This is a genomic window from Candidatus Cybelea sp., assembly GCA_036489315.1.
GTDB lineage: Bacteria > Vulcanimicrobiota > Vulcanimicrobiia > Vulcanimicrobiales > Vulcanimicrobiaceae > Cybelea.
The window spans coordinates 26,552-45,407 of sequence record DASXFZ010000012.1 but is presented as its reverse complement, the minus strand read 5'-3'; the positions used below and the strand labels follow the sequence as shown (position 1 = coordinate 45,407).

Sequence of the window (18,856 nt, the reverse complement as noted above, 5' to 3'; positions counted from 1 at the left end):
TGGGTGGGGGGTTGGGATTGTTTCTACTAAATCCTTAGTTGAATATTACCGCGCCGCCCGGGACCTGTCAACTAAGAAATTAGTATTAGAAGCAGGGGAGCCTCTCCACCTGGGAGGCGCCCATTGGGGGAAAGCGGATATGCTCTGCCAATAAGGGAGGGCTATGCCAACGGCCCGCGTCCTCTTCACCTTTTTAGCGGTCGGGTTTCTCGCTGCGTGCGGCAAGGGTACCCCCGTCACAAGCGGCACCCCGACCCCGCCGCCGACCCCGCCCCCGACCATCAGCGCCCAGTACCCGATTCCAACGGCCTCGAGCCAGCCGATGGGCATCGCGCTGGGCAGCGACGGCAACATCTGGTTCACCGAATTTTCGAAGGCCAAGGTCGCGCAGCTGGTCTCCGACGGTTCAATCGCCGAAAACGTCACCCCGACGCGCAAGTCCGAACCGTACGGAATGGCCTCGGGCCCCGGCCCGAACGTCAACATCTGGTTCGCCGAGAGCGCGGTGGGCAAGGTCGGTCAGATCACGACCGGCGGCCCACCGTACACCGAGTACGCCTTTCCAGTTCCCAATACGAGGCCGACCAACATCACGCTCGGGGCCGACGGCAACATGTGGGTGACCGATCCCGGCACGAACTCGATCTGGCGCATCGAGCAGCTGAAGAGAAAGCCCTTCGTGAAGTTCACTCAGTTTCAGTTGACGGGCGCCGCAAAACCGATGGCGATCACCAACGGCCCCGATAGCGCGATTTGGTTTACCGAACCGGGAACCAATAAGATCGGCCGCCTCCCGACAAGCGGTTCGCCTTTGACCGAATATCCGATTCCGACAAAATTTTCCGATCCGACCGGCATCTGTGCCGGAAGCGACAACTCGATTTGGTTCGTCGAAATGAAGGGCCACAACATCGCGCGCGTGCAGCTCAACGGCTCGGTTACCGAATATCCGCTGACCGGCTCGAACACGCCGAACCAAGTGCTGCAGGGCGTCGACGGTAACTTCTACTTCACCGACACGGCCGCAAACCGGATCGGCCAATTCTTCACGCGCTCGCATCACCTGGCCTATTTTTCGATTCCAACCAAGCACTCCGAGCCGACGGCGATGACGCTCGGCCTCGACAACCAGATCTATCTCGTCGAGACTGCCGGGAACAAGATCGCCCAGTTTAGGTACTTCGCGGTATAGTTTCCAGCTCGCCGGGCTCCAGCTCGGCGAGCTTGCTCAACCCGCCGCTCCCGAGCAGCAGGTGGCGCTTCCCGACGCGGATCATGTGGATCGCAGCGTTCGGCGCGAGCATCGTGCTCTCGAGCACCACGATGTGGCGTTGCGCCGCGCGCCAAAAGAATGCGTTGCCGCGCAGCAGCCGCGCGAGCGCGTAGATCGCCCCCAGCACCGCCGCGAGAACCGCCAGCTTGATCGTATAGGCTGCCCAGAAGCTCGCCGGCACGCGCTAGCGGCCGTAGATCTTTTGCTTGAACTCCACGACCTTCGCTTCGATCTCGTGCAGCCGCTCGCGGACGACGACGGCATTTCCGGTCGTCAGAGTAATCACGCTCTTTCCGTTCTCCTCGACCGTCTCGATCAGGTCGCAGTTCAGCAGCACCGGCTGCCCATTCTCTCTAGTGAGCGTAATCATCTCATCACGTCATCCCGAGCTTGTCGAAGGGCGTGCAAACGAGAATTCGCTTCGTCGATCTCCATTTCGTCCCGCCTCGCCTGCTCCGCCCGAAACTCTCGCAAGCGCCGCTCGAGAAGCTTTTCGACGACCAAACGCTCGCGATGCGCCGATGTCAACTCCGCCATCGCCGCCGAAGCGTCGCTGCCCCAGCGCTGGACGCGCTCGCCGTGCCCTTCGATCGCCTCAGCGAGAAAGCGCAGCCGCACATCGTAAAATGCAACGCCCGCGCCGGCGAACTCACCCGAGAGCGCGCATGCGTACAACGCCACCCCCGCCTGGCGCAGCGAACCGTTCAACCGCTCCATCTCACGCACGCCTTCGTCGCACGCTCGTTTCGCCCGAGCGAATGCCCGGCGATTGCACTCTTCACGACGCCGCCGCTCTTCGAGCAGCGGCTGTAACGAAAATATAAACTTCGCCGCCATCTGCCCAAAGAGAGTTCCCGCGGCATCCCGCTAGCGAGCCAGCTGCGAGCGTTCCCGCCCGACCGAAACCAGCTCGATCGGAACGGCGAGCACATCGCCCAGCCGCGTGACGTAGGCGCGAGCGGCCTCGGGAAGCTCCGCGATCCGCCGGCACGCGCCGATCGGCTCGCTCCAGCCCGACATCTCCTCGACGTCGACCTGCAGATCGGTCCGATTGGCGGCACCGAATCCAACGCTCTTGCCGCCGGCACGATAGCCGGTGACGATGCCGACGCGATCGAGCCCCGACAGCACGTCGAGTTTCGTGACGATCGCGCCGTCGAGTCCGTTGAGCCCGACGGCATAGCGGGCCGCTACCGCGTCGAACCAGCCGCAGCGCCGCGGCCGGCCGGTCACCGTCCCGAATTCGTTGCCTTGGCGCCGCAAAAGCTCGCCGCGCTCGCCGGTAAGTTCCGACGGCATCGGCCCCGCACCGACGCGCGTGCAGTATGCCTTGAAAACGCCGCTCACGCGCCCAATCTCGCCGGGCCCGATGCCCAAGCCGGTGCAGGCGCCGCCCGCGATCGTGTTCGAGCTCGTGACGTATGGATACGTCCCGTAGGTAACGTCGAGCAGTGAGCCCTGGGCGCCCTCCAGCAGCACGCGCTTGTTCGAACGCAAACGCTCCTGCAGATACTCGACGCCGTCGACGACGTGCTCGCTCAGCCGCCGTGCGGCCTCGATTCCCTCGGCGTCGCCCGCGCCGCGCGCGTGCGCGCCGCGGATGACGTCGGCAAAGCGAATGCCGCTGCGCGCCACCCGATCGACGTACGCCGGCCCGATGCCGCGCCCCGTAGTGCCGATCGCGCCGGTTCCGCGCTCGCGCTCGGCGGCCGCGTCGCGCTCGACGTGCGAGGGTAAGACGACGTGCGCGCGATCCGAAATCTTGATGCGCGACGTATCGACCCCGATCGACGCTAGGCTCTCGAGCTCGCCCAGCAGCGTGGTAGGATTGACGACCGTCCCGCCCCCGATGAACAGCTCGACGTGCTCGTGCAGCACGCCCGACGGCACGATGCGCAGTGCCAGTTCTTGCTCGCCGGCGACGATCGAGTGCCCGGCGTTATCGCCGCCGCCGAATCGCGCGACGACGTCGTAATCGGCCGCGTAAAGGTCGACGATGCGGCCCTTGCCCTCGTCCCCCCACTGACATCCGAGGAGGATGTCGGCTTTGGAGGCCACCCTATTCGGTGCGGAACTCGAGATCCGCGGTATCGCCCATCGGAATCGCGGGCACGCCCTGAAGCTGCGTCATCACGAACTCGGAAAAGAGCGCGTTGGGCCACCCGAAGTTGCGCCGGGTGTACTGCTGCGGGTTGTCGGGATTGAAAGACTCGTGCAGCAGGTGATCGCCGGGATCGCTCGCGAGCAGCTGCGTGAGGACGTCCTGCTTTTCGGTGCCCGAGGTCGTCGTCATCCCCTGAATGATCAGCGCGAGAGGCCAGATCCAGTGGTCCGGCGTGTGGTAGCTGCCGATGCCGCGTGCGACGTGCCCTTGATAGAACGACGGGTTGTCCTGCGAGAGCAGGAAGCGCCGCGTGTTCTCGTAGTAGCGGTCGTTGGCGATCGTATAGCCGAAGTACGGGGCCGCGAGCAGGCTCGGAATGTTCGCGTCGTCCGTAAGGATCGCGTGCCCCAGCCCGTCGACTTCATAGGCGTAGATGTAGCCGTACTTGGGCACGAGCACGAGACCGTAGGTCTGAATCCCGCGCTGCACCTCGTCGCGCAGCGCCTTCGCCTCGTGCGCTTTGACGACGTTGTGGTAAACGTTGAGCTCGATATCGGACATGTCGCCGAGCGCAACGACCGCGAACATCTCCGAGGGGATGAGGAAGTTGTAGTAGCAGGCGTCGTCGGAAGGACGGAAGCCCGTCCAAATCATCCCGGTGTAGCCGGTCGGACGCCCGGCGCCGTCGGCCGGAAGTTCTTTGTGCGTGTAGCGCGAGTTGCGCGGGTGGTTCTGCTCGCGCTGCATCGTCGAGAGCACGTCGTCGAGCATGTTTGAGAAATTGCCGTTGAAGATCGACGCGTCGCCGGTCGTCTTCCAATAGCTCCAGGCGAACGCCGTCGGATAGGCGAGCGAGTCGAGCTCGAACTTCTGCTCCCAGACGCGGTAGTCCAGCGTGTAGGCGTTCGCATAGGGGTCGAGCTGCACGTACTTGACCATCCGCGCGATGATCGCGCGCAGCAAACTGCGAACGTCGCCGTCATCCTTGGCGAAATAGAGATACGGGCGCGCCTGCGCGCTCGCGTCGCGCAGCCATTCCGCCGGAATGTCGCCGGTCTCGATGTAGGCCGTGCCGTCGGGGGCATACTCTGCGAGCCGGCTCGTGTCGAGCAGTGCCGCACGGAACATGTCTTGCAAGTGGCCGTTAGGATTGCGATAATCCGCTGCGGCTTTTTCGATCGAGCGCAGCTCGAGCGCGACCAGCCTGCCTGGAAACAGCAGAGTGGCCGCGGCACAAAGCAGCGCGGCCATAGCGAATCGTTGGAAACCTTTACCCATTTACGCGGGCCACGTTCCGTGTGCATACAATGCGGGTAACTCCCGATAGCGTCCTAGATAATCAAGGCCGTAACCCACGACGAATACGTCGGGGACTTCGAACCCCCTGTACTTAATTTCTATATCGGCAATCCGGCGGTGGGGCCGGTCGAGTAGCGCGCAGACCGCCAAGGAGGCGGGCTCGCGCGCGAGCAGGGTCTTGACGACCGAGTGCAGCGTCATTCCGGTATCGACCGTATCGTCCACCAGGATCACGTGCCGCCCCTCGATGGGGATGGCCAGGTCCTTCTCCAGGACGACCGACTGGCCGTCGCCGTACCGGCTCACCGCGATCACGTCCATCTGGCAGGGGATCGTGACCGCCCGGATCAGGTCGGAGAGAAACGGGGCCGCGGCGGTCAGCAAGCCGACCAAGACCGGCAGCTTGTCAGCGTAGTCTGCCGAGATGGCCGCGCCGATCTGGGCGACCCGCGCGGCGATCGATCGGGAATCAAAGAGCGGCTCGCCCGTCATGAGGCGCGCTTGTGCGAGCGCCAAAAGACGCGTTCGATATCGCGGCGGGTGAACAGTTTGACGTTGATGCGCGGATGATGGGTTCGCAGCAAACGGATCTTGCGGTTCTTGCGCGTGTTGCGGATGGGCTTAGCGTACGTCAGCTCGATGTAAAGATCGTACTCCGGCAGATAAAAATCCGGGGTGAAAAACTCGACTGGGCGTCCGCGTTCGTTCCAAGAGATCGGAAAGGTCTGCGGTTCGTACTGCCACGCAATTCCGTAGAAGTCGAAGATTCTGGCGAGCTCGGCTTCACTCGCATGAGCAAACGAAACCCGTGACATAGCCACGGACCGTTATCTACGACGCGTGCGCCCGGCTATCCCCCAAACGCGCTCGCCGCACACCCTAGTCTGCGGTCGTTATTCATCGCCGGCGGGTGCGGCACGCCTAACGGGCTGGCCGCTCGCAAGATCCCGATTTTTCTGGTAAAGTTAACCGAAGTCTCCTTCTGAGAGGCTGTTGGAGGGCGAAGCGGGTGGCATCTCCTGAGAAGATCCGCCGGGTGCTGGGCACCGGCGCTATGGCAGCATTAATCGTCGGGTGCGGATTGCACCCGCTGCCGAGCACGCCGAACGCGGCGCCCTACTCTGCCCGCGCGAAGAGCAAAGAGTTCCATTTCAAGCGCGTACAGCAAGACTTTCGGGTCCCAGCTGGCGTGACGCAGCTCGTCGTGCTCGTCAGCGGCTCCAGCGGTGCGAATGCGCCCGGCGAATACCGCAGGACCGCTCATGGCGGCCGCGGCGGAACGGTGACGGCCACGATTCCGGTGACGCCGCACGAAACGCTCGCGATCTTCGTTGGGGGCCACGGGGCCCGCGCGCGCAATGGTCCGTCGGGCACAGGCGGCTACAACGGCGGCGGCGACGGTGGGAGGAGTCCGGCCGGGGGCACCGATACCGACGGCAGCGGCGGCGGGGGCGCCTCTGACATTCGCGAGGGCGGAAACAGGCTCGCCGACCGCATCGTCGTCGCAGCCGGGGGCGGCGGCGGAGGCGGTTTTGGGATTTACGGCGCCGGCGACGGAGGCGCCGGCGGCGGAACGGCGGGCGGCAAGGGTCAAGGCCCAACGTACCACGGCAGCTCCGAAGGATTCGGCGGGAAGGGCGGCCGCCAAGACGCCGGCGGCCGGGGCGGCGCCGGCGGAGCGCGCACCGGATTCAGCCGCGGCCTGCGCGGAAAGCACGGCGAGCTCGGCATGGGTGGAAATGGCGGCGGGAGCCGCACGTTCGGCGGGGGCGGCGGCGGGGCAGGCGGCGGCTACTACGGCGGCGGCGGCGGAGGCGGAGGCTCGACGAGCACCAGCGGCGTCGGTGGCGGGGGCGGCGGAGGCGGCGGCTCATCGTTCGTCGAGCCAAGCGCAACGAACGTAAAGGACGTACGAGGCGGTGCCTCCCCAGGCAACGGCTCGGTGATTATCTACTGGTCGTAGCGCGGCTACTTCAGTCGTAGCGCGGCTACTTCAACGGAAGTCGTAAGAGAAACCGCGCGCCGCCGAGCACCGACGAATCGACGCAGACTTCACCCCGGGCCCGTTGCGCGATGGCCTTGACGACCGCGAGCCCGATGCCGCTGCCGGTGCGATCGGTACGCGCACCGCGCGCGCCCAGATCGAAGATCGCGGCGCGATCGCCGGGATCGACGCCGTCGCCGTCGTCTTCGACCGCAACCTCGACGAACGGCACGAGACGCCGGCATCTAACCTCGACGGTTCCGTGCTCACTGCCGTGTTTTATCGCGTTTTCGACGAGGTTCGAGAGCGCGTGGACGCACTCATCGCTATCGATTTGCGCGACCGCGCGCTTCGGCGCCCGCGTGCGAATCGTCACGTCGCGCTTGCGCGCCATCGGCGAAACGATTTCGATGGTTACTCGAATCTGGTCGACCACGTCGCACGCCGGGGCGCGTTGTGCCGGCTGTTGGAGCTCGACCACCGGCAGATCGAGCATGCCGTCGATCAGTCGACTCAAATGGAGTGCTTCGCTGCGTGCCGTTTCGAGAAAACGCCGCGTCGTCTGCGGATCCGCCTCCTCTTCGAGCAGCGTCTCGAGGTAACCGCGAATCGCCGTGAGCGGCCGGCGCAGCTCGTGGCGAACCGCGGGAAGGGCGGCCCGCTCGCCGAGCGCGCCGGCGAGACACTTGAGATCGAGCACGCTGCTCCGTGCGCTATGGCCGCGCGAACTTGTAGCCGAATCCGTGAACGGTACGCAGCAGCGGCGGAATCTTCCAGTGCTCCTCGATCTTGGCACGCAGGCGATGGACGTGCACGTCGACGGTCCGCTCGTCGCCGGCAAAATCGAAACCCCAGACGCGCTGCAGCAGCCAGTCGCGCGAGAGCGCGACACCTGGGTTGCTCGCAAACTCCATCAGCAGGGCAAACTCGCGTGGTTTGAGCTTGACGTCGTTCCCGTCGACGCGTGCTTCGCGCGCGGCCGCGTCGACTTCGAGGCGGCCGAAGCGCAGTGACGGCGTCGCTTTCACGACGGGCTGCCCCACGCGCCGCAGGATCGCCTTAACCCGAACGACCAGCTCCCTCGGCGCGAACGGCTTTGAGAGATAGTCGTCCGCGCCGAGCTCGAAGCCGACCACGCGGTCGACCTCGTCGCCGCGGCCCGTAACCATGACGATCGGAATGTTGCGCCCCTCGCGCCGCAGCGTGCGGGCGACGTCGTAGCCGTCGATGCCCGGCAACCCGACGTCGAGCACGAGCAAGTCGGCTGCGCCGCGCGCGTAGCGCAGCGCCGCGTGCCCGTCGGAGACGCCGAGCGCCGTGAAACCGTCACGCTCGAGGTGATGGGTGAGGAGGTCCCGAGTCGCGCGGTCGTCTTCGGCAACCACGATCGTCTGCAGCGGCATGAAGGAAAAAGTGCCCGCGACCGGCGACGGGTGGGACGGCGGTTCGGGTAGATTTACTCGCCGTCGGCGGCGAGCGGCCCGAACTGCGCGGCGTGCTCGCGCAGCGTTCGATAGATCGTCGCTGCGGGAAATCCGAGGCGCTCCAAGCGCCGTGCCGCGGATGGATAGGCGATCTCCGGCATCTTACCGGCGAGCCTTGCGAAGGCCGCCGCACACCGCGTCGCTTCGTCTTCCTCTAGATCCGCCACCGCCGCAGCGGCCGCGTCGACGTCGATGCCCTTGCGGCTGAGTTCGCCGATTAGCCGTCCATCGCCGACCGCTTTGTGCTTGCGCTCGACGTAAAGCGCCGCATACAGCCGATCGTCGACGAAGCCTCCGCGCTTACAGCGTTCGACGGCATCGCGGATCGCGACGCCGTCGAAACCTTTGCGCTCCAGCCGCTCCCAGAGTTTCGCCTCGGTCAAGCGCTGCCGCGCCAGCATCGCTAACGCGGCCGAGTACGCCCGCAAAGGCTACTCGACGACCGCGGTGGCGGGGGCTTTCCCGTTCGTAGAGGCTACCGTGCTGAGTGCCTCGCGGATCTTGCTTTCGATCTCGAAGGCGACGTCGGAGTGTTCTTCGAGGAAGGCCTTCGCGTTCTCGCGACCTTGGCCGATCCGCTGCTCCCCGTACGTGTACCACGAGCCGCTCTTGCCGACGATGTTCTGATCGAGCGCGACGTCGAGGATCGAGCCCATCTTCGAGATCCCGTGGCCGTAGGTGATGTCGAACTCGGCCTGCCGGAACGGCGGCGCCACCTTGTTCTTGACCACCTTGACGCGCGTGCGCGTGCCGACGACGTCTTGCCCGACCTTGATCGTCTCGAGCTTGCGTACGTCGAGCCGCACGGAAGCGTAAAACTTGAGCGCGCGGCCGCCCGAAGTCGTCTCGGGGTTGCCGAACATCACGCCGACCTTCTCGCGCAGCTGGTTAATGAAGACCATCACGGTCTTGCTGCGAGAGATCGCCGCGGTGAGTTTGCGCAGTGCCTGCGACATCAGACGCGCCTGCAGACCGACGTGCGCGTCGCCCATGTCGCCCTCGAGTTCCGCGCGGGTGACCAGCGCGGCGACCGAGTCCACGACGACCACGTCGACGGCGTTGCTGCGGACGAGCATCTCGGCGATCTCGAGTGCCTGTTCGCCCGTATCGGGCTGCGAGACGAGTAGATTGTCGAGATCGACGCCGAGGGCCGCCGCGTAGTTAGGATCGAGCGCATGCTCGACGTCGATGAAGGCGGCCGTGCCGCCGGTCTTCTGCGCCTCGGCGATCGCGTGCAGGGCGAGCGTCGTCTTGCCGCTCGACTCCGGGCCGTAGATCTCGACGATTCGGCCGCGCGGAAGGCCGCCGACGCCGAGCGCCAAGTCGAGGGCGATCGAGCCGGTCGGAACGACCTCGAACGCCATACGCTCTTGGAAATCGCCCATGCGCATGATCGAGCCTTTGCCGAACTGTCGCTCGATCTGCGTCAGCGCGTTGGCCAGGGCAATTTTTCGTTCGTCTTCTGCAGCCATTCTGGTTCCTTTCTCTAGCGGGTGGAGCGCCCTACGCTATCACGCTCTCATGGCCGAGTGCCAAGTGCCTGGCATAGGTAATTTTTTCGTTTCACGGCGCGGCCGGTTCCGCACTCTCTTCGAAGAGCGCGTCGATGAACTCCGCGGGCGAAAAATCGCGCAAGTCGTCGGGTCCTTCGCCCAAGCCGACGAGCTTGATCGGCACTTCCAGTTCGTCGACGATCGCGACGAGCACGCCGCCCTTCGCGGTCGAGTCGAGCTTGGTGACGACGATGCCCGTGAGCTGGGTCGCTTCGTTGAAGAGCTTCGCCTGCGAGATCGCGTTCTGACCGCTCGTGCCGTCGACGACGAGCAGCGTCTCGGCCGGCGGCTCGCCGGTCTCACGCTCGATGACCCGCCGCATCTTCTTGAGCTCTTCCATCAGATTGGTCTTCGTCTGCAAGCGGCCGGCCGTGTCGACGATGACCACATCGGCATTGCGCGCTTTGGCCGCGCGCAATCCGTCGAAGACTACCGAGGCCGGATCGGCACCTTCGGCGCCGCGAACGACGCTCGCGCGAGCGCGCTCGGCCCACACGGCGAGTTGCTCGGCGGCGGCGGCGCGAAAGGTGTCCGCGGCAACCAGCAGCACGCGTTTACGCTCTTTGTGAAGGCGGATCGCGAGCTTACCGATCGTCGTCGTTTTGCCGCTGCCGTTGACGCCGACGATCAGCAGCACGGCGGGCCGGCAGTCGAGTTGGAGTTCGGCGTGTGGCAGCGTGAGGAAACGCTCGACGTCTTTGCGGAAGCGCGCTACGGCTTGGTCGGTCGTCTTCCACTCTTCCTGCTTCGCAACAGTCTGCAGGCCCGTGACGATCTTCGCGGTCGTCGGCACGCCGAAGTCGGCCATGATCAGCGTCTCTTCCAACTCGTCCCAGAACTCGGGCGATATGGGCCGCTGTGGCGAACCGAGGCGGGCGACAGCCGAGAAAACCTCGCGGGCACGGCCGAGGGAGGTGCGAAGCCGCGAAAGCCAGCTCACCCGAGGCTCCCCCACCTGCTCACGCTACGAACTCTATCATGCGAACGTACGTTCGGTCAATCTGCTGCGCTATACTTGGAGGATGAGCCATCGTCCGGCCCTCTGCTGTTCCCTGATTCTGCTGCTCGCGACAGCCTGTTCTGCTAGTCGAACGATACCAGCTGCGGCGCCCGGCACCGCCTTCAACCCAGCGGTCCGCGGCGCGACGACGCCCGTGATCGATCTCAACGCGCGCTCGAGCGGGCCGGCCGTCTCCGCCGACGTTTACGGCGCATCGATCGGCACGTGGTGGAACTTCCGCCAGTCGTTCGTCAACCCGTCGCTGCGTAAGGCCGCTATGAAGCTCGTGCGCTTTCCCGGCGGTTCCGAATCCGACGCTTACCATTGGGAGAACGGCGGGTCGCTTTGCAACGGCTACGGCTACATCACGCCGGGAGCAACCTTCGACAATCTGATGCACCACGCGGCACGTCCCTTAGACCTCGATGTGGCGATCACCCTTAACTACGGCAGCAATCGCGCCTGCAACGGCGGAGGCGAGCCGAGCGAGGCGGCGGCATGGGTCGCCTATGCGAAGCAGCACTCCGATCGCGTCCCCTACTGGACGGTCGGCAACGAAGTCTACGGTTCGTGGGAATACGACCTGCACGCGAAACCGCACGACCCAGCGACATATTCCGACGCAGTACGTACCGGTTTCTACCCCGCAGTAAAGAAAGCCAATTCAAACGCGAAGCTCGGCATCGTCGTCGATACCCCTGACGACACCGCCTGGAATGACGCGGTGTTGAGCAAGGCGCAGCCGTTCGATTTCGTCGAGCTGCACTACTACCCGGAGTACAATGTCGATAACGACCAACGGCTGCTTGGCCAGGACGTCGACAGCTTCGCCAACGACCTCAACGGCCTGCGCAAGCAGATGGATGACGCGGGAGTCTCGAAAAACGTCCCGATCTATCTCGGAGAGTTCAACAACGATGCCGGCAACGAAGGCAAACAATCTGTCTCGATCGTCAATGGCCTGTTCTTAGGGCAGATGCTCGGCACGCTCGAAGACGCAGGCGTTCCGATGGCGACCTGGTGGCTGGCCTATGGGCAGTGTGACGAGAGCGGCGACTACTCGAAGAAGCTTTACGGCTGGCAGCATTTTGGAACCGAGACGCTCTTCTCCGACGGTCTGCCCAACGCTTACGAATACTGCGGCGATACGCCGAAGATTCCGGGCGGCACACCCTTTCCGACCGCGCGCGTGATGACGTTGTTCGCGAACAAGGTACCCGCCGGTTCGCAAGTACGCACCGTCAGCTTGCCGAAATCGCTCGGCACGAACATCCGCGCGTACGGATTCTCGGTCTCGGGCGGTTACGCGCTCGTTCTCTTCAACAATACGCTCGAACCGATTCGCGTGGAGGCGCGCGTCAGCAACTCCGGCAAGAGCAGCTTCACCGCTACGCTCTCCGTTTACGGCAAAGCGCAATACGATAAGTCGAAAGACGACCAGTGGGTGGCGCCGCTGAGTAAGAACTTGGGGAAAGTCGGCACGACGATCCCGCTCGCGCTGGGGCCCTATAGCGTTTCGGCCCTGACCCTCAAATAGCAGCCCCCCCGCGAAGGGCGCTGGAGTCGCGCTTACGTCGTGACGGCGACGCGCTGACGCTGCGCTTCTCGTTCCTCGCGCTTGCGATCGCGCAAGAACTGGAAGAACTCTTTGCCCTCGCGCAGACGGCGCTTCATCACCTGGCGGTCGCCGATCATCCCGCCGAGCAGCGAGAACATCTTGCGCGGACGGAAATAGAACCGCCGGTAGAACTCGTCGACCGATTCGAACATCATCGTCGAGGTTAGGCCCGGATAGTTGAGCGCCGCGTGCTGCACGCCGTGCGTGTTCACTAGCTCGTCGGTTTGCTCGAGCCAGCCGTTCTCTTGCGCCTGCTTGTAGAGATGGGTTCCGGGATAGGGCGCGGCGAGCGAGACCTGAAGCGTTTCGGGATCCATCTCGCAGGCGAAGTTGATCGTCTCCTGGATCGTCTCGGGGGTCTCGCCCGGCATCCCCAGGATGAACGTCCCGTGCACCTTGATGCCCAGCTCGCGACAGTCTTTGGAGAAGCGCCGGATGATGTCGAGCCGGGTCCCCTTCTTCATGTTGTTGAGCACCTGCTGGTTGCCCGACTCGTAACCGACGAGCAGCAGGCGCAGCCCGTTTTCCTTCATCACTTCGAGCGTTGCGCGCGGCACGTTGGGTTTGGCGTTGCACGACCAGGTCAACCCGAGCGGCCCGAGCTTGCGGGCCACATCTTCGACGCGCGGAATGTTGTCGGTCAGCGTATCGTCGTCGAAGAAGTACTCTTTGACCTCGGGGAAGAGCTCCTTCGCGCGGGCCATCTCCGCCGCGACGCTCTCGACGCTGCGCACCCGGTAGAGGTGCCCGCCGATCGTCTGCGGCCAGAGGCAGAACGTGCACATCGATTTGCAGCCGCGCCCCGTATAAAGCGACAGGTACGGATGCTGCAGGTAGCCGTTGAAATAGTTAGGGATCGTCAGATCGCGGCGATAGACGTCGAGCACCGAAGGAAACGCATCCATGTCGGTGATGATCGGACGCTCCGCCGTGCGCACGATCTCGCCGTTCTTGCGGTAGGCCAAGCCGTCGATCTCGTGCAGCGGTTTACCCGAGGCGACGTCGACGCACGTGTAGTCGAACTCGCCGACTCCGACCCAATCAACCGCCGGCGCGAGCTTGAGCGAGAGTTCGGGCAGCACCCCGACGTGCGCGCCGACCATGCCGACGATCGCGCTAGGGTTCTCTTCCTTGACCCGCGCCGCGAAGCGTGCGTCGTTGTTAAACGAAGGCGTGCTGGTGTGGAGGATGATCCGCTCGTAATCCTTGGCGAGCGGCGCCACCTGATCGACCGTCAGATCGTCGGGCGGTGCGTCGATCAGCCGGCTTCCCGGCACCATCGCGGCCGGCTGCGCCAGCCACGTCGGATACCAGAACGACCGCACTTCGCGGCGACATTGATAGCGCGCCCCAGCGCCGCCGTCGAAGCCTTCGAACGTTGGCGGGTTCACGAACAATGTCTTGAGAAAATCGGGCATGCACTACTCCTCCGGTCTGACGGTTTTCCGGGCGCGACGCAAAGCCTTCCCCTAAGAGCCCGATAGACTCCTACAGCGCGGCAAGCGCGCTTCGAAGGTTCGAAAACCGGCGGAAATCGGTGTAGTCGACCTCTTCGGTCGCCGCCCCCGCGAAGGGGCCGTAGCTACCTTTGTAGTTCTGCGTCTCTTGGATGACGGCCCAGTAGTTGGGCAGCACTTCGGCCCGCCGGTCGGCGATCTCGCCCCAGGTAGCATGCGGCGGCAAGACGTTGGGTTGATACGTATAGGCGAGCACGTTGTAAGTTGCGTCGTACGTAAAGGTTCCGTTACCGTGCCCGGCGTCGTGCAGTGTGGATGCGAAAGCGATCGTGCCCGGCCCTTGCTCCTGGTACGAGTAGTCCTTGGCATTACGCGCATCGAACGGCAGCGCGAACGCTTCGCCGGGCTTCGGGCTTTGATACGCTTGGGCGAGCGCTGCCTGCTGCTGGACGTCCGCCGGCCGCCCGTCGATCGTGTAGTTGATGACGCGCACGCGGGCAACTCTGCCGTTCTGATAGACGCCGGTCAGGACGATATCTTCGTGCCGCCTGGAGAAACCGGCGTGCACGTCGAGCACGCGGTGCAGCCGGAAGCTCACGATCCCGCGGGATGTCTGGGTAAAGCGCTGCGCCACCCGTGCGAGAACGGGTGGCGCAGACGCTACCGCCGTGCTAAGGATGCAAGATCACCCGATTCACGACGAACGTGCCGTTGCTGTAATAGCCGACGAGCGAGACCCGTTCGCCCTGGGCCGGCGTTCCGCCGGTCGGGTAGATGATCGTGCCGTGCTTGAGATCGACCGTCTGCACGATGCCGTTGTGGCGCAGCACGGTCAGCCTGTACGGGGTAAAGCCGGTTACGGTTCCCAACATCACGTGCCGCTTATCGTATTTATAGACGTCCCAGTCGGGCTGCCAGGTGGTGTACGCGGGCACGCCCGCGCCGTAGTCCTGAGCTGCGACCGGCGCAATCGAGGCACCGCCGATGAGCAGTACCGCCGCGACCAGCGAAGTCATTCCTGCGTAGAATTTCATAACGCTCGCTTTTTACCCGTCGCGGCGGTCTTACAACGTTAGAACTCTCCTAAAAGGCGCCGATCCCGTTTGGCGTGCCCAAACCAGTCGGGCCGTCCCAACCTTTCCCGGAGGTGCACATCGGCGCGCCGCAGCTGCCGTCGCTGCCGGTTGCGACGTCGTTGAGACTCGAGGCGTGCCCATAGAGGTACGTATTGTTGTTATTGGCGCCGGTACCGGCCAGCGCGTAGACCGAGGCGATGATCGGCGTCGCGACCGACGTTCCGCCGAAGACCAGCCAGCCGCTCTGTCGATAGGTATCATAGACGGCGACGCCGGTATTCGGATTGGCGACGGCCGAGGTGTCGGCTTGGGCGCGCAGCGAGCAGCCCGTGCTCAGCCCGTTTTGGAAACTCGGCTTCGCATAAACCTTGCTGCAGCCGCTGCCCGCGCCCGACCAAGCAGACTCGGTGCGCGGATTGATCTTCGTCAGACTCGTTCCACCGACCGCAATGACGCTCGGCAGAATCGCGGGCCACTGCGCCGTGGTATTGTGGCCGTTGTCGCCGGTTGCCGCCGCGATCGCGATGCCGCTGACGTTGAAGCTGGCGTCGTACTTCTGCGTACCCTCGTTGCCGCTCCAGCTGTTGCTCACGTAGTTTGCGTGGGCCGTTGCGTACTTCTCTGCGGTTACCAGCGCCGCCAGACTGTTGGTAGCCGCTTCCACCAACAGGATCTTGCAGTTCGGGCAGATCGCCGAGACCATGTCGACGTCGAGCGACTCTTCTTCCGCCCAGCCTGCGTCGGCTTTGGTTCCGAAGGCTTTGGTCGTAAAGCAGCCGTTCGATCCCGCGCAGGCGGATAGTCCATACTGGGCGCGATAGACCGCGAGATCCTTCGCCGCGTTCGGATTGACGTAGGCATCCACGATCGCGACCGTCTGCCCCCGGCCGTTGCTCCCGCTAAACGACGTCAGCCCGTAGGCCGTCTGCAGATCGCTGGGAGCGTAACCGCTCGGCGTGTTCTTACGAACGAGGCCCTTCACATCGGTACGAACCCAGGATTGACAGCGCGCATAGCCGTTTCCGACGGCGGCACAGACGCGCGCCGCGCGTCCGGCGCGCGGCCAGAGGCCGAGCTGCGCCGCGCTGGGATGCGCGATCACCGCTTTGGGTTGAGCTTCTTTGGGTTGGGGTTCGTTGGGTTGCGAGGTGAGCTCCGATTCCGGCGTCTCGACCGAGGTTGGCGCCGGCTCTTGCGTGCTGATCGTGGCCGGAGGTGCGGCATTGCCGACGGAGGGCATCGAACTCATTGCCCCGGTACTGCTGCACGCTGCGAGCGCGATAACTAAACTAAGGGAAGCAAAGGATGAGAATCTCAAGATCGGACTCCTATCTGCGGGTTTGAAGCCTGCGACGCGCCGCTGTGGTCTCCTGCGTGCAACGTCGCAGCCCCTATTCCCTTAACGTGGCGGCCGAGCCAAGCGTTCGCACACTGCGTAAAGGGTGCTTTAATGCGGTTTTCACGATCGTGCAGGCGAGCAAAGGGGGAAGGCGCCCGACTCGCTATTGCAAAAGACAGCCCGTCAGCGCCTTCTGGAGGGGATAAGTGAAGAAACTATACGCGGCCGTCGTCTTTATCTGCGCCGCAGCCTTCGCGGGCTGCAACAGCACGAACAACACGATCGTGCCCGGTCCGAGGCCCACGAGCCAGCCTCAGCACTCGATCCAGCACGTCGTCATCATGATGCAGGAGAACCGCAGCTTCAACAATATTTTCGCCGGCTTCCCCGGCGCGATGAGCACGATGACGGGCGCTTGCGTGATCAAGCCTTGGTGCAAGTCGGGCACGATCAAGCTGAAGTCGGTTACCCTCGAATCGAGCGGCAACCTCGGGCTTGGCATCGACATCGATCACAGTCACGCCGGTTTCCTTACTGAGTGCAACGCAAACGCATCGGGCGTCTGCCAGAACGACGGGTTCGACCTGATCCGATACGGCGAATCCGGCGGAGCCGGCCTCGCGAAGACCTATCCGTACGCGTACATCGAGCGCTCCGAGTCGAAGGCGTACTGGAATTTTGCCAAGCAGTACTCGCTCGCCGACCAGATGTTTTTCACCGAGACGGCGAGCAGCTTCATCGCTCACCAGGAGATTCTCTCCGGTACGGTGCGGCTGAACTCCCACGAGTCGCTGACCGATCAACCGGACGCTCAACCCTGGGGGTGCGACGCGCCGCCCGGCACGCAAACGCCGATTCTACTGAAAAACGGAACAGAAATTATGCCGCCGCATAAGGGCCTGCCGTTCCCCTGCTTCACGGAGTACGGCACGATTGCCGACCTGCTCGATAAGGCAAATGTCTCCTGGCGGTACTACGTCGACGCCTACCAGGGATCGAAGGACGCCGATTTCTCCGGCGGTGTCTGGAACGGGTTCGACGCCATCAAAAAAGTTCGGTATAGCCCCGACTGGAAGAACAACATGAGCATGCCGAACAGCACCGTTTTTACCGATGTGAAGAACGGCAAGTTGCCCGCGCTTTCGTGGGTTATTCCGTCGCTGGCAGATTCCGATCATCCGGCCAGCGGATGCAACGGCGGCCCGCACTGGGTTACCAGCGTGATAAACGCGATCGGCAAGAGCAAATACTGGGATAGCACCGCAATCATTCTGCTCTGGGACGACTGGGGCGGTTGGTACGACCCCGCGCCGCCGCTGCAAACCAACTATACGAGCCTCGGTATGCGCGTTCCGATGATCGTGATCTCGCCGTGGGCGCAGCAGAGCACCGTCGTACACACCGAGTATGAGTTCGGCAGCATCCTGAAGTTCATCGAGGGGAACTTCGGCCTGGGCTCGCTGCACACGACCGACGCGACGTCGACCTCGATGGCCGACATCTTCAACTTTAACCAGAGCGGCATCACATTTAAGCCCGAGCCGCTGCCGCCGAAGGGCAACTGCTCCGGCTCGCCGACCGCAAAGCAGATCATCGAGCACGATGGAGGCGTTCCGGAATAATCAAAGACCGCGCTGAGGCGGGCGCAAAGCTCGCGGAGGCGCTCCAGGAGTACGCCGGCCGGCCCGACGCCGTCGTGCTCGCACTGCCCCGCGGCGGCGTTCCCGTCGGCGCGCAGGTTGCACAGCGCTTGGGGCTTCCGCTCGACGTTTACGTCGTGCGCAAGCTCGGCGTTCCGGGGCACGCCGAACTCGCGATGGGCGCCCTCGCGAGCGACGGCACCTGCGTGCTCGACCGTGAGATCGTTGCCTCGCTGCGAATCGACGAGCGGGACGTGCAGGCCGTCGTCGCGCGGGAGATCGAGGAGGTCGCACGCCGCGAACGCATCTTTCGCGACGAACGCCCGCAAGCAGAGGTCGCGGGCAAGTCGGTGATCCTGGTCGACGATGGCCTCGCAACCGGCGCGACGATGCGGGCCGCCGTGACCGCGCTGCGCAAACGCAGCCCCGCCGAGATCGTCGTCGCCGTCCCGGTCGCCGCGTATCGAACCTGCGAAGCACTTACGGACGTGGCCGATCGCGTCGTCTGCCCCTACACCCCGGAGCCGTTTGTTGCCGTCGGTCTCTTTTATGAAAACTTCGAGCAGACACGTGACGAGGAGGTCCGCCAACTGCTCGATACGGCCGCTGGGCGGACGGGGCAAGGCGGCAGCGTGTAGAATCAAATCGCGATGAAGCGTACCTCTACCGCCGCCACGGTCTTCGCCGCGCTGCTCGCCATTGCCGGCAGCGCCGCATCGGCTCAGCCGATTCTGTACACATTCACCGGCCTTCCCGACACCGCTAACGGCTGCGCTTGGTTCGACGACAACCTTAATAGCAATCGCGACGAAGGCACGATGGCGCGCCAAGTCGATCTGCTCTACAACCGCGTCGCGCTGCCCCCCGACGAGAACGTAACCGTCGGCGGCACGGCAACGACCGCTGCCGGCGGCCAGGTCGTAGATTATAAACTCGGCTCGCGAACGATCTGTTCGACGATCGAAGCGCTCAACGGGCCGACGCCCGAACCCTCGACCTCTGCGACGCCGATGCCCGCACCGACGTAGC

22 protein-coding genes are annotated in these 18,856 nt (G+C 64.2%); 6 read left to right on the top strand and 16 right to left on the bottom strand.

The genetic code is table 11. The features are described from left to right. Positions 1–163 precede the first annotated feature (163 nt). On the top strand, positions 164–1,192 hold the full coding sequence (locus VGG51_03000; protein ID HEY1881994.1) for a hypothetical protein: 1,029 nt from the start codon (positions 164–166) through the stop codon (positions 1,190–1,192). Here VGG51_03000 and VGG51_02995 read toward each other — a convergent pair. The 7 genes from VGG51_02995 to VGG51_02965 are packed head-to-tail and all read right to left on the bottom strand — an operon-like array spanning position 1,173 to position 5,497. Then, complete coding sequence (locus tag VGG51_02995; protein ID HEY1881993.1) at positions 1,173–1,454, bottom strand: flagellar biosynthetic protein FliO; 282 nt, start codon at positions 1,452–1,454, stop codon at positions 1,173–1,175. The genes VGG51_03000 and VGG51_02995 overlap by 20 nt on opposite strands. 3 nt (positions 1,455–1,457) lie before the next feature. Further along, positions 1,458–1,643 (bottom strand): flagellar FlbD family protein, encoded by a 186-nt coding sequence (locus VGG51_02990; GenBank protein HEY1881992.1) that lies wholly within the window; start codon positions 1,641–1,643, stop codon positions 1,458–1,460. After that, complete coding sequence (gene fliJ, locus VGG51_02985) at positions 1,640–2,110, bottom strand: flagellar export protein FliJ (GenBank protein ID HEY1881991.1); 471 nt, start codon at positions 2,108–2,110, stop codon at positions 1,640–1,642. The genes VGG51_02990 and fliJ overlap by 4 nt, the downstream gene beginning before the upstream one ends. A gap of 30 nt (positions 2,111–2,140) precedes the next feature. Beyond that, the gene (locus VGG51_02980; protein ID HEY1881990.1) at positions 2,141–3,331 is read right to left on the bottom strand and encodes an adenylosuccinate synthetase; all 1,191 of its coding nucleotides are present in this window, start codon (positions 3,329–3,331) and stop codon (positions 2,141–2,143) included. 1 nt (position 3,332) lies between these two features. Further along, positions 3,333–4,628, bottom strand: a complete 1,296-nt coding sequence (locus VGG51_02975; GenBank protein ID HEY1881989.1) for a glycoside hydrolase family 125 protein — start codon at positions 4,626–4,628, stop codon at positions 3,333–3,335. A 27-nt stretch (positions 4,629–4,655) separates the two neighbouring features. Then, positions 4,656–5,168: a hypoxanthine phosphoribosyltransferase gene (hpt, locus tag VGG51_02970; protein HEY1881988.1), complete on the bottom strand. Its 513-nt coding sequence runs from the start codon at positions 5,166–5,168 to the stop codon at positions 4,656–4,658. Next, entirely contained in the window at positions 5,165–5,497 is a 333-nt protein-coding gene (locus VGG51_02965; protein ID HEY1881987.1) for a hypothetical protein, read from the bottom strand. The genes hpt and VGG51_02965 overlap by 4 nt, the downstream gene beginning before the upstream one ends. A gap of 233 nt (positions 5,498–5,730) precedes the next feature. Here VGG51_02965 and VGG51_02960 point away from each other — a divergent pair, with 233 nt between their 5' ends. Next, positions 5,731–6,639 (top strand): glycine-rich protein, encoded by a 909-nt coding sequence (locus tag VGG51_02960; protein ID HEY1881986.1) that lies wholly within the window; start codon positions 5,731–5,733, stop codon positions 6,637–6,639. Positions 6,640–6,664: 25 nt separating this feature from the next. On the opposite strand, the gene VGG51_02955 is transcribed toward VGG51_02960, so the two are convergent. From VGG51_02955 to ftsY, 5 genes are all read right to left on the bottom strand, one after another. Beyond that, the gene (locus VGG51_02955; GenBank protein ID HEY1881985.1) at positions 6,665–7,360 is read right to left on the bottom strand and encodes a HAMP domain-containing sensor histidine kinase; all 696 of its coding nucleotides are present in this window, start codon (positions 7,358–7,360) and stop codon (positions 6,665–6,667) included. Between the two features lie 13 nt (positions 7,361–7,373). Further along, complete coding sequence (locus tag VGG51_02950; GenBank protein HEY1881984.1) at positions 7,374–8,063, bottom strand: response regulator transcription factor; 690 nt, start codon at positions 8,061–8,063, stop codon at positions 7,374–7,376. A gap of 53 nt (positions 8,064–8,116) precedes the next feature. Continuing rightward, positions 8,117–8,527, bottom strand: a complete 411-nt coding sequence (locus tag VGG51_02945; protein HEY1881983.1) for a RecX family transcriptional regulator — start codon at positions 8,525–8,527, stop codon at positions 8,117–8,119. A gap of 48 nt (positions 8,528–8,575) precedes the next feature. Beyond that, complete coding sequence (gene recA, locus VGG51_02940) at positions 8,576–9,616, bottom strand: recombinase RecA (protein ID HEY1881982.1); 1,041 nt, start codon at positions 9,614–9,616, stop codon at positions 8,576–8,578. Between the two features lie 91 nt (positions 9,617–9,707). Next, on the bottom strand, positions 9,708–10,637 hold the full coding sequence (gene ftsY / locus VGG51_02935) for a signal recognition particle-docking protein FtsY (protein HEY1881981.1): 930 nt from the start codon (positions 10,635–10,637) through the stop codon (positions 9,708–9,710). A gap of 82 nt (positions 10,638–10,719) precedes the next feature. Between ftsY and VGG51_02930 the strand changes: the two genes are divergently transcribed. Next, positions 10,720–12,234, top strand: coding sequence for a hypothetical protein (locus VGG51_02930; GenBank protein ID HEY1881980.1), 1,515 nt, complete (start codon positions 10,720–10,722; stop codon positions 12,232–12,234). 32 nt (positions 12,235–12,266) lie between these two features. Here VGG51_02930 and hpnJ read toward each other — a convergent pair whose 3' ends face one another. The 4 genes from hpnJ to VGG51_02910 form a co-directional block, all read right to left on the bottom strand. Continuing rightward, positions 12,267–13,733: a hopanoid biosynthesis associated radical SAM protein HpnJ gene (gene hpnJ, locus VGG51_02925; protein ID HEY1881979.1), complete on the bottom strand. Its 1,467-nt coding sequence runs from the start codon at positions 13,731–13,733 to the stop codon at positions 12,267–12,269. Between the two features lie 70 nt (positions 13,734–13,803). Next, positions 13,804–14,370 (bottom strand): hypothetical protein, encoded by a 567-nt coding sequence (locus VGG51_02920; GenBank protein HEY1881978.1) that lies wholly within the window; start codon positions 14,368–14,370, stop codon positions 13,804–13,806. A gap of 73 nt (positions 14,371–14,443) precedes the next feature. Continuing rightward, the gene (locus tag VGG51_02915) at positions 14,444–14,806 is read right to left on the bottom strand and encodes a hypothetical protein (GenBank protein ID HEY1881977.1); all 363 of its coding nucleotides are present in this window, start codon (positions 14,804–14,806) and stop codon (positions 14,444–14,446) included. Between the two features lie 49 nt (positions 14,807–14,855). Beyond that, positions 14,856–16,097, bottom strand: coding sequence for a S53 family peptidase (locus VGG51_02910; protein ID HEY1881976.1), 1,242 nt, complete (start codon positions 16,095–16,097; stop codon positions 14,856–14,858). 296 nt (positions 16,098–16,393) lie between these two features. On the opposite strand from VGG51_02910, the gene VGG51_02905 reads away from it, so the two are divergent. Genes VGG51_02905 through VGG51_02895 form a run of 3 tightly spaced genes read left to right on the top strand, consistent with a single transcriptional unit; the run spans position 16,394 to position 18,855 of the window. Next, positions 16,394–17,809 (top strand): alkaline phosphatase family protein, encoded by a 1,416-nt coding sequence (locus VGG51_02905; GenBank protein HEY1881975.1) that lies wholly within the window; start codon positions 16,394–16,396, stop codon positions 17,807–17,809. Next, positions 17,749–18,465, top strand: coding sequence for a phosphoribosyltransferase (locus tag VGG51_02900; GenBank protein HEY1881974.1), 717 nt, complete (start codon positions 17,749–17,751; stop codon positions 18,463–18,465). Before VGG51_02905 ends, VGG51_02900 begins: the two co-directional genes overlap by 61 nt. A gap of 12 nt (positions 18,466–18,477) precedes the next feature. Then, on the top strand, positions 18,478–18,855 hold the full coding sequence (locus VGG51_02895) for a hypothetical protein (protein HEY1881973.1): 378 nt from the start codon (positions 18,478–18,480) through the stop codon (positions 18,853–18,855). Position 18,856: the final 1 nt, after the last annotated feature.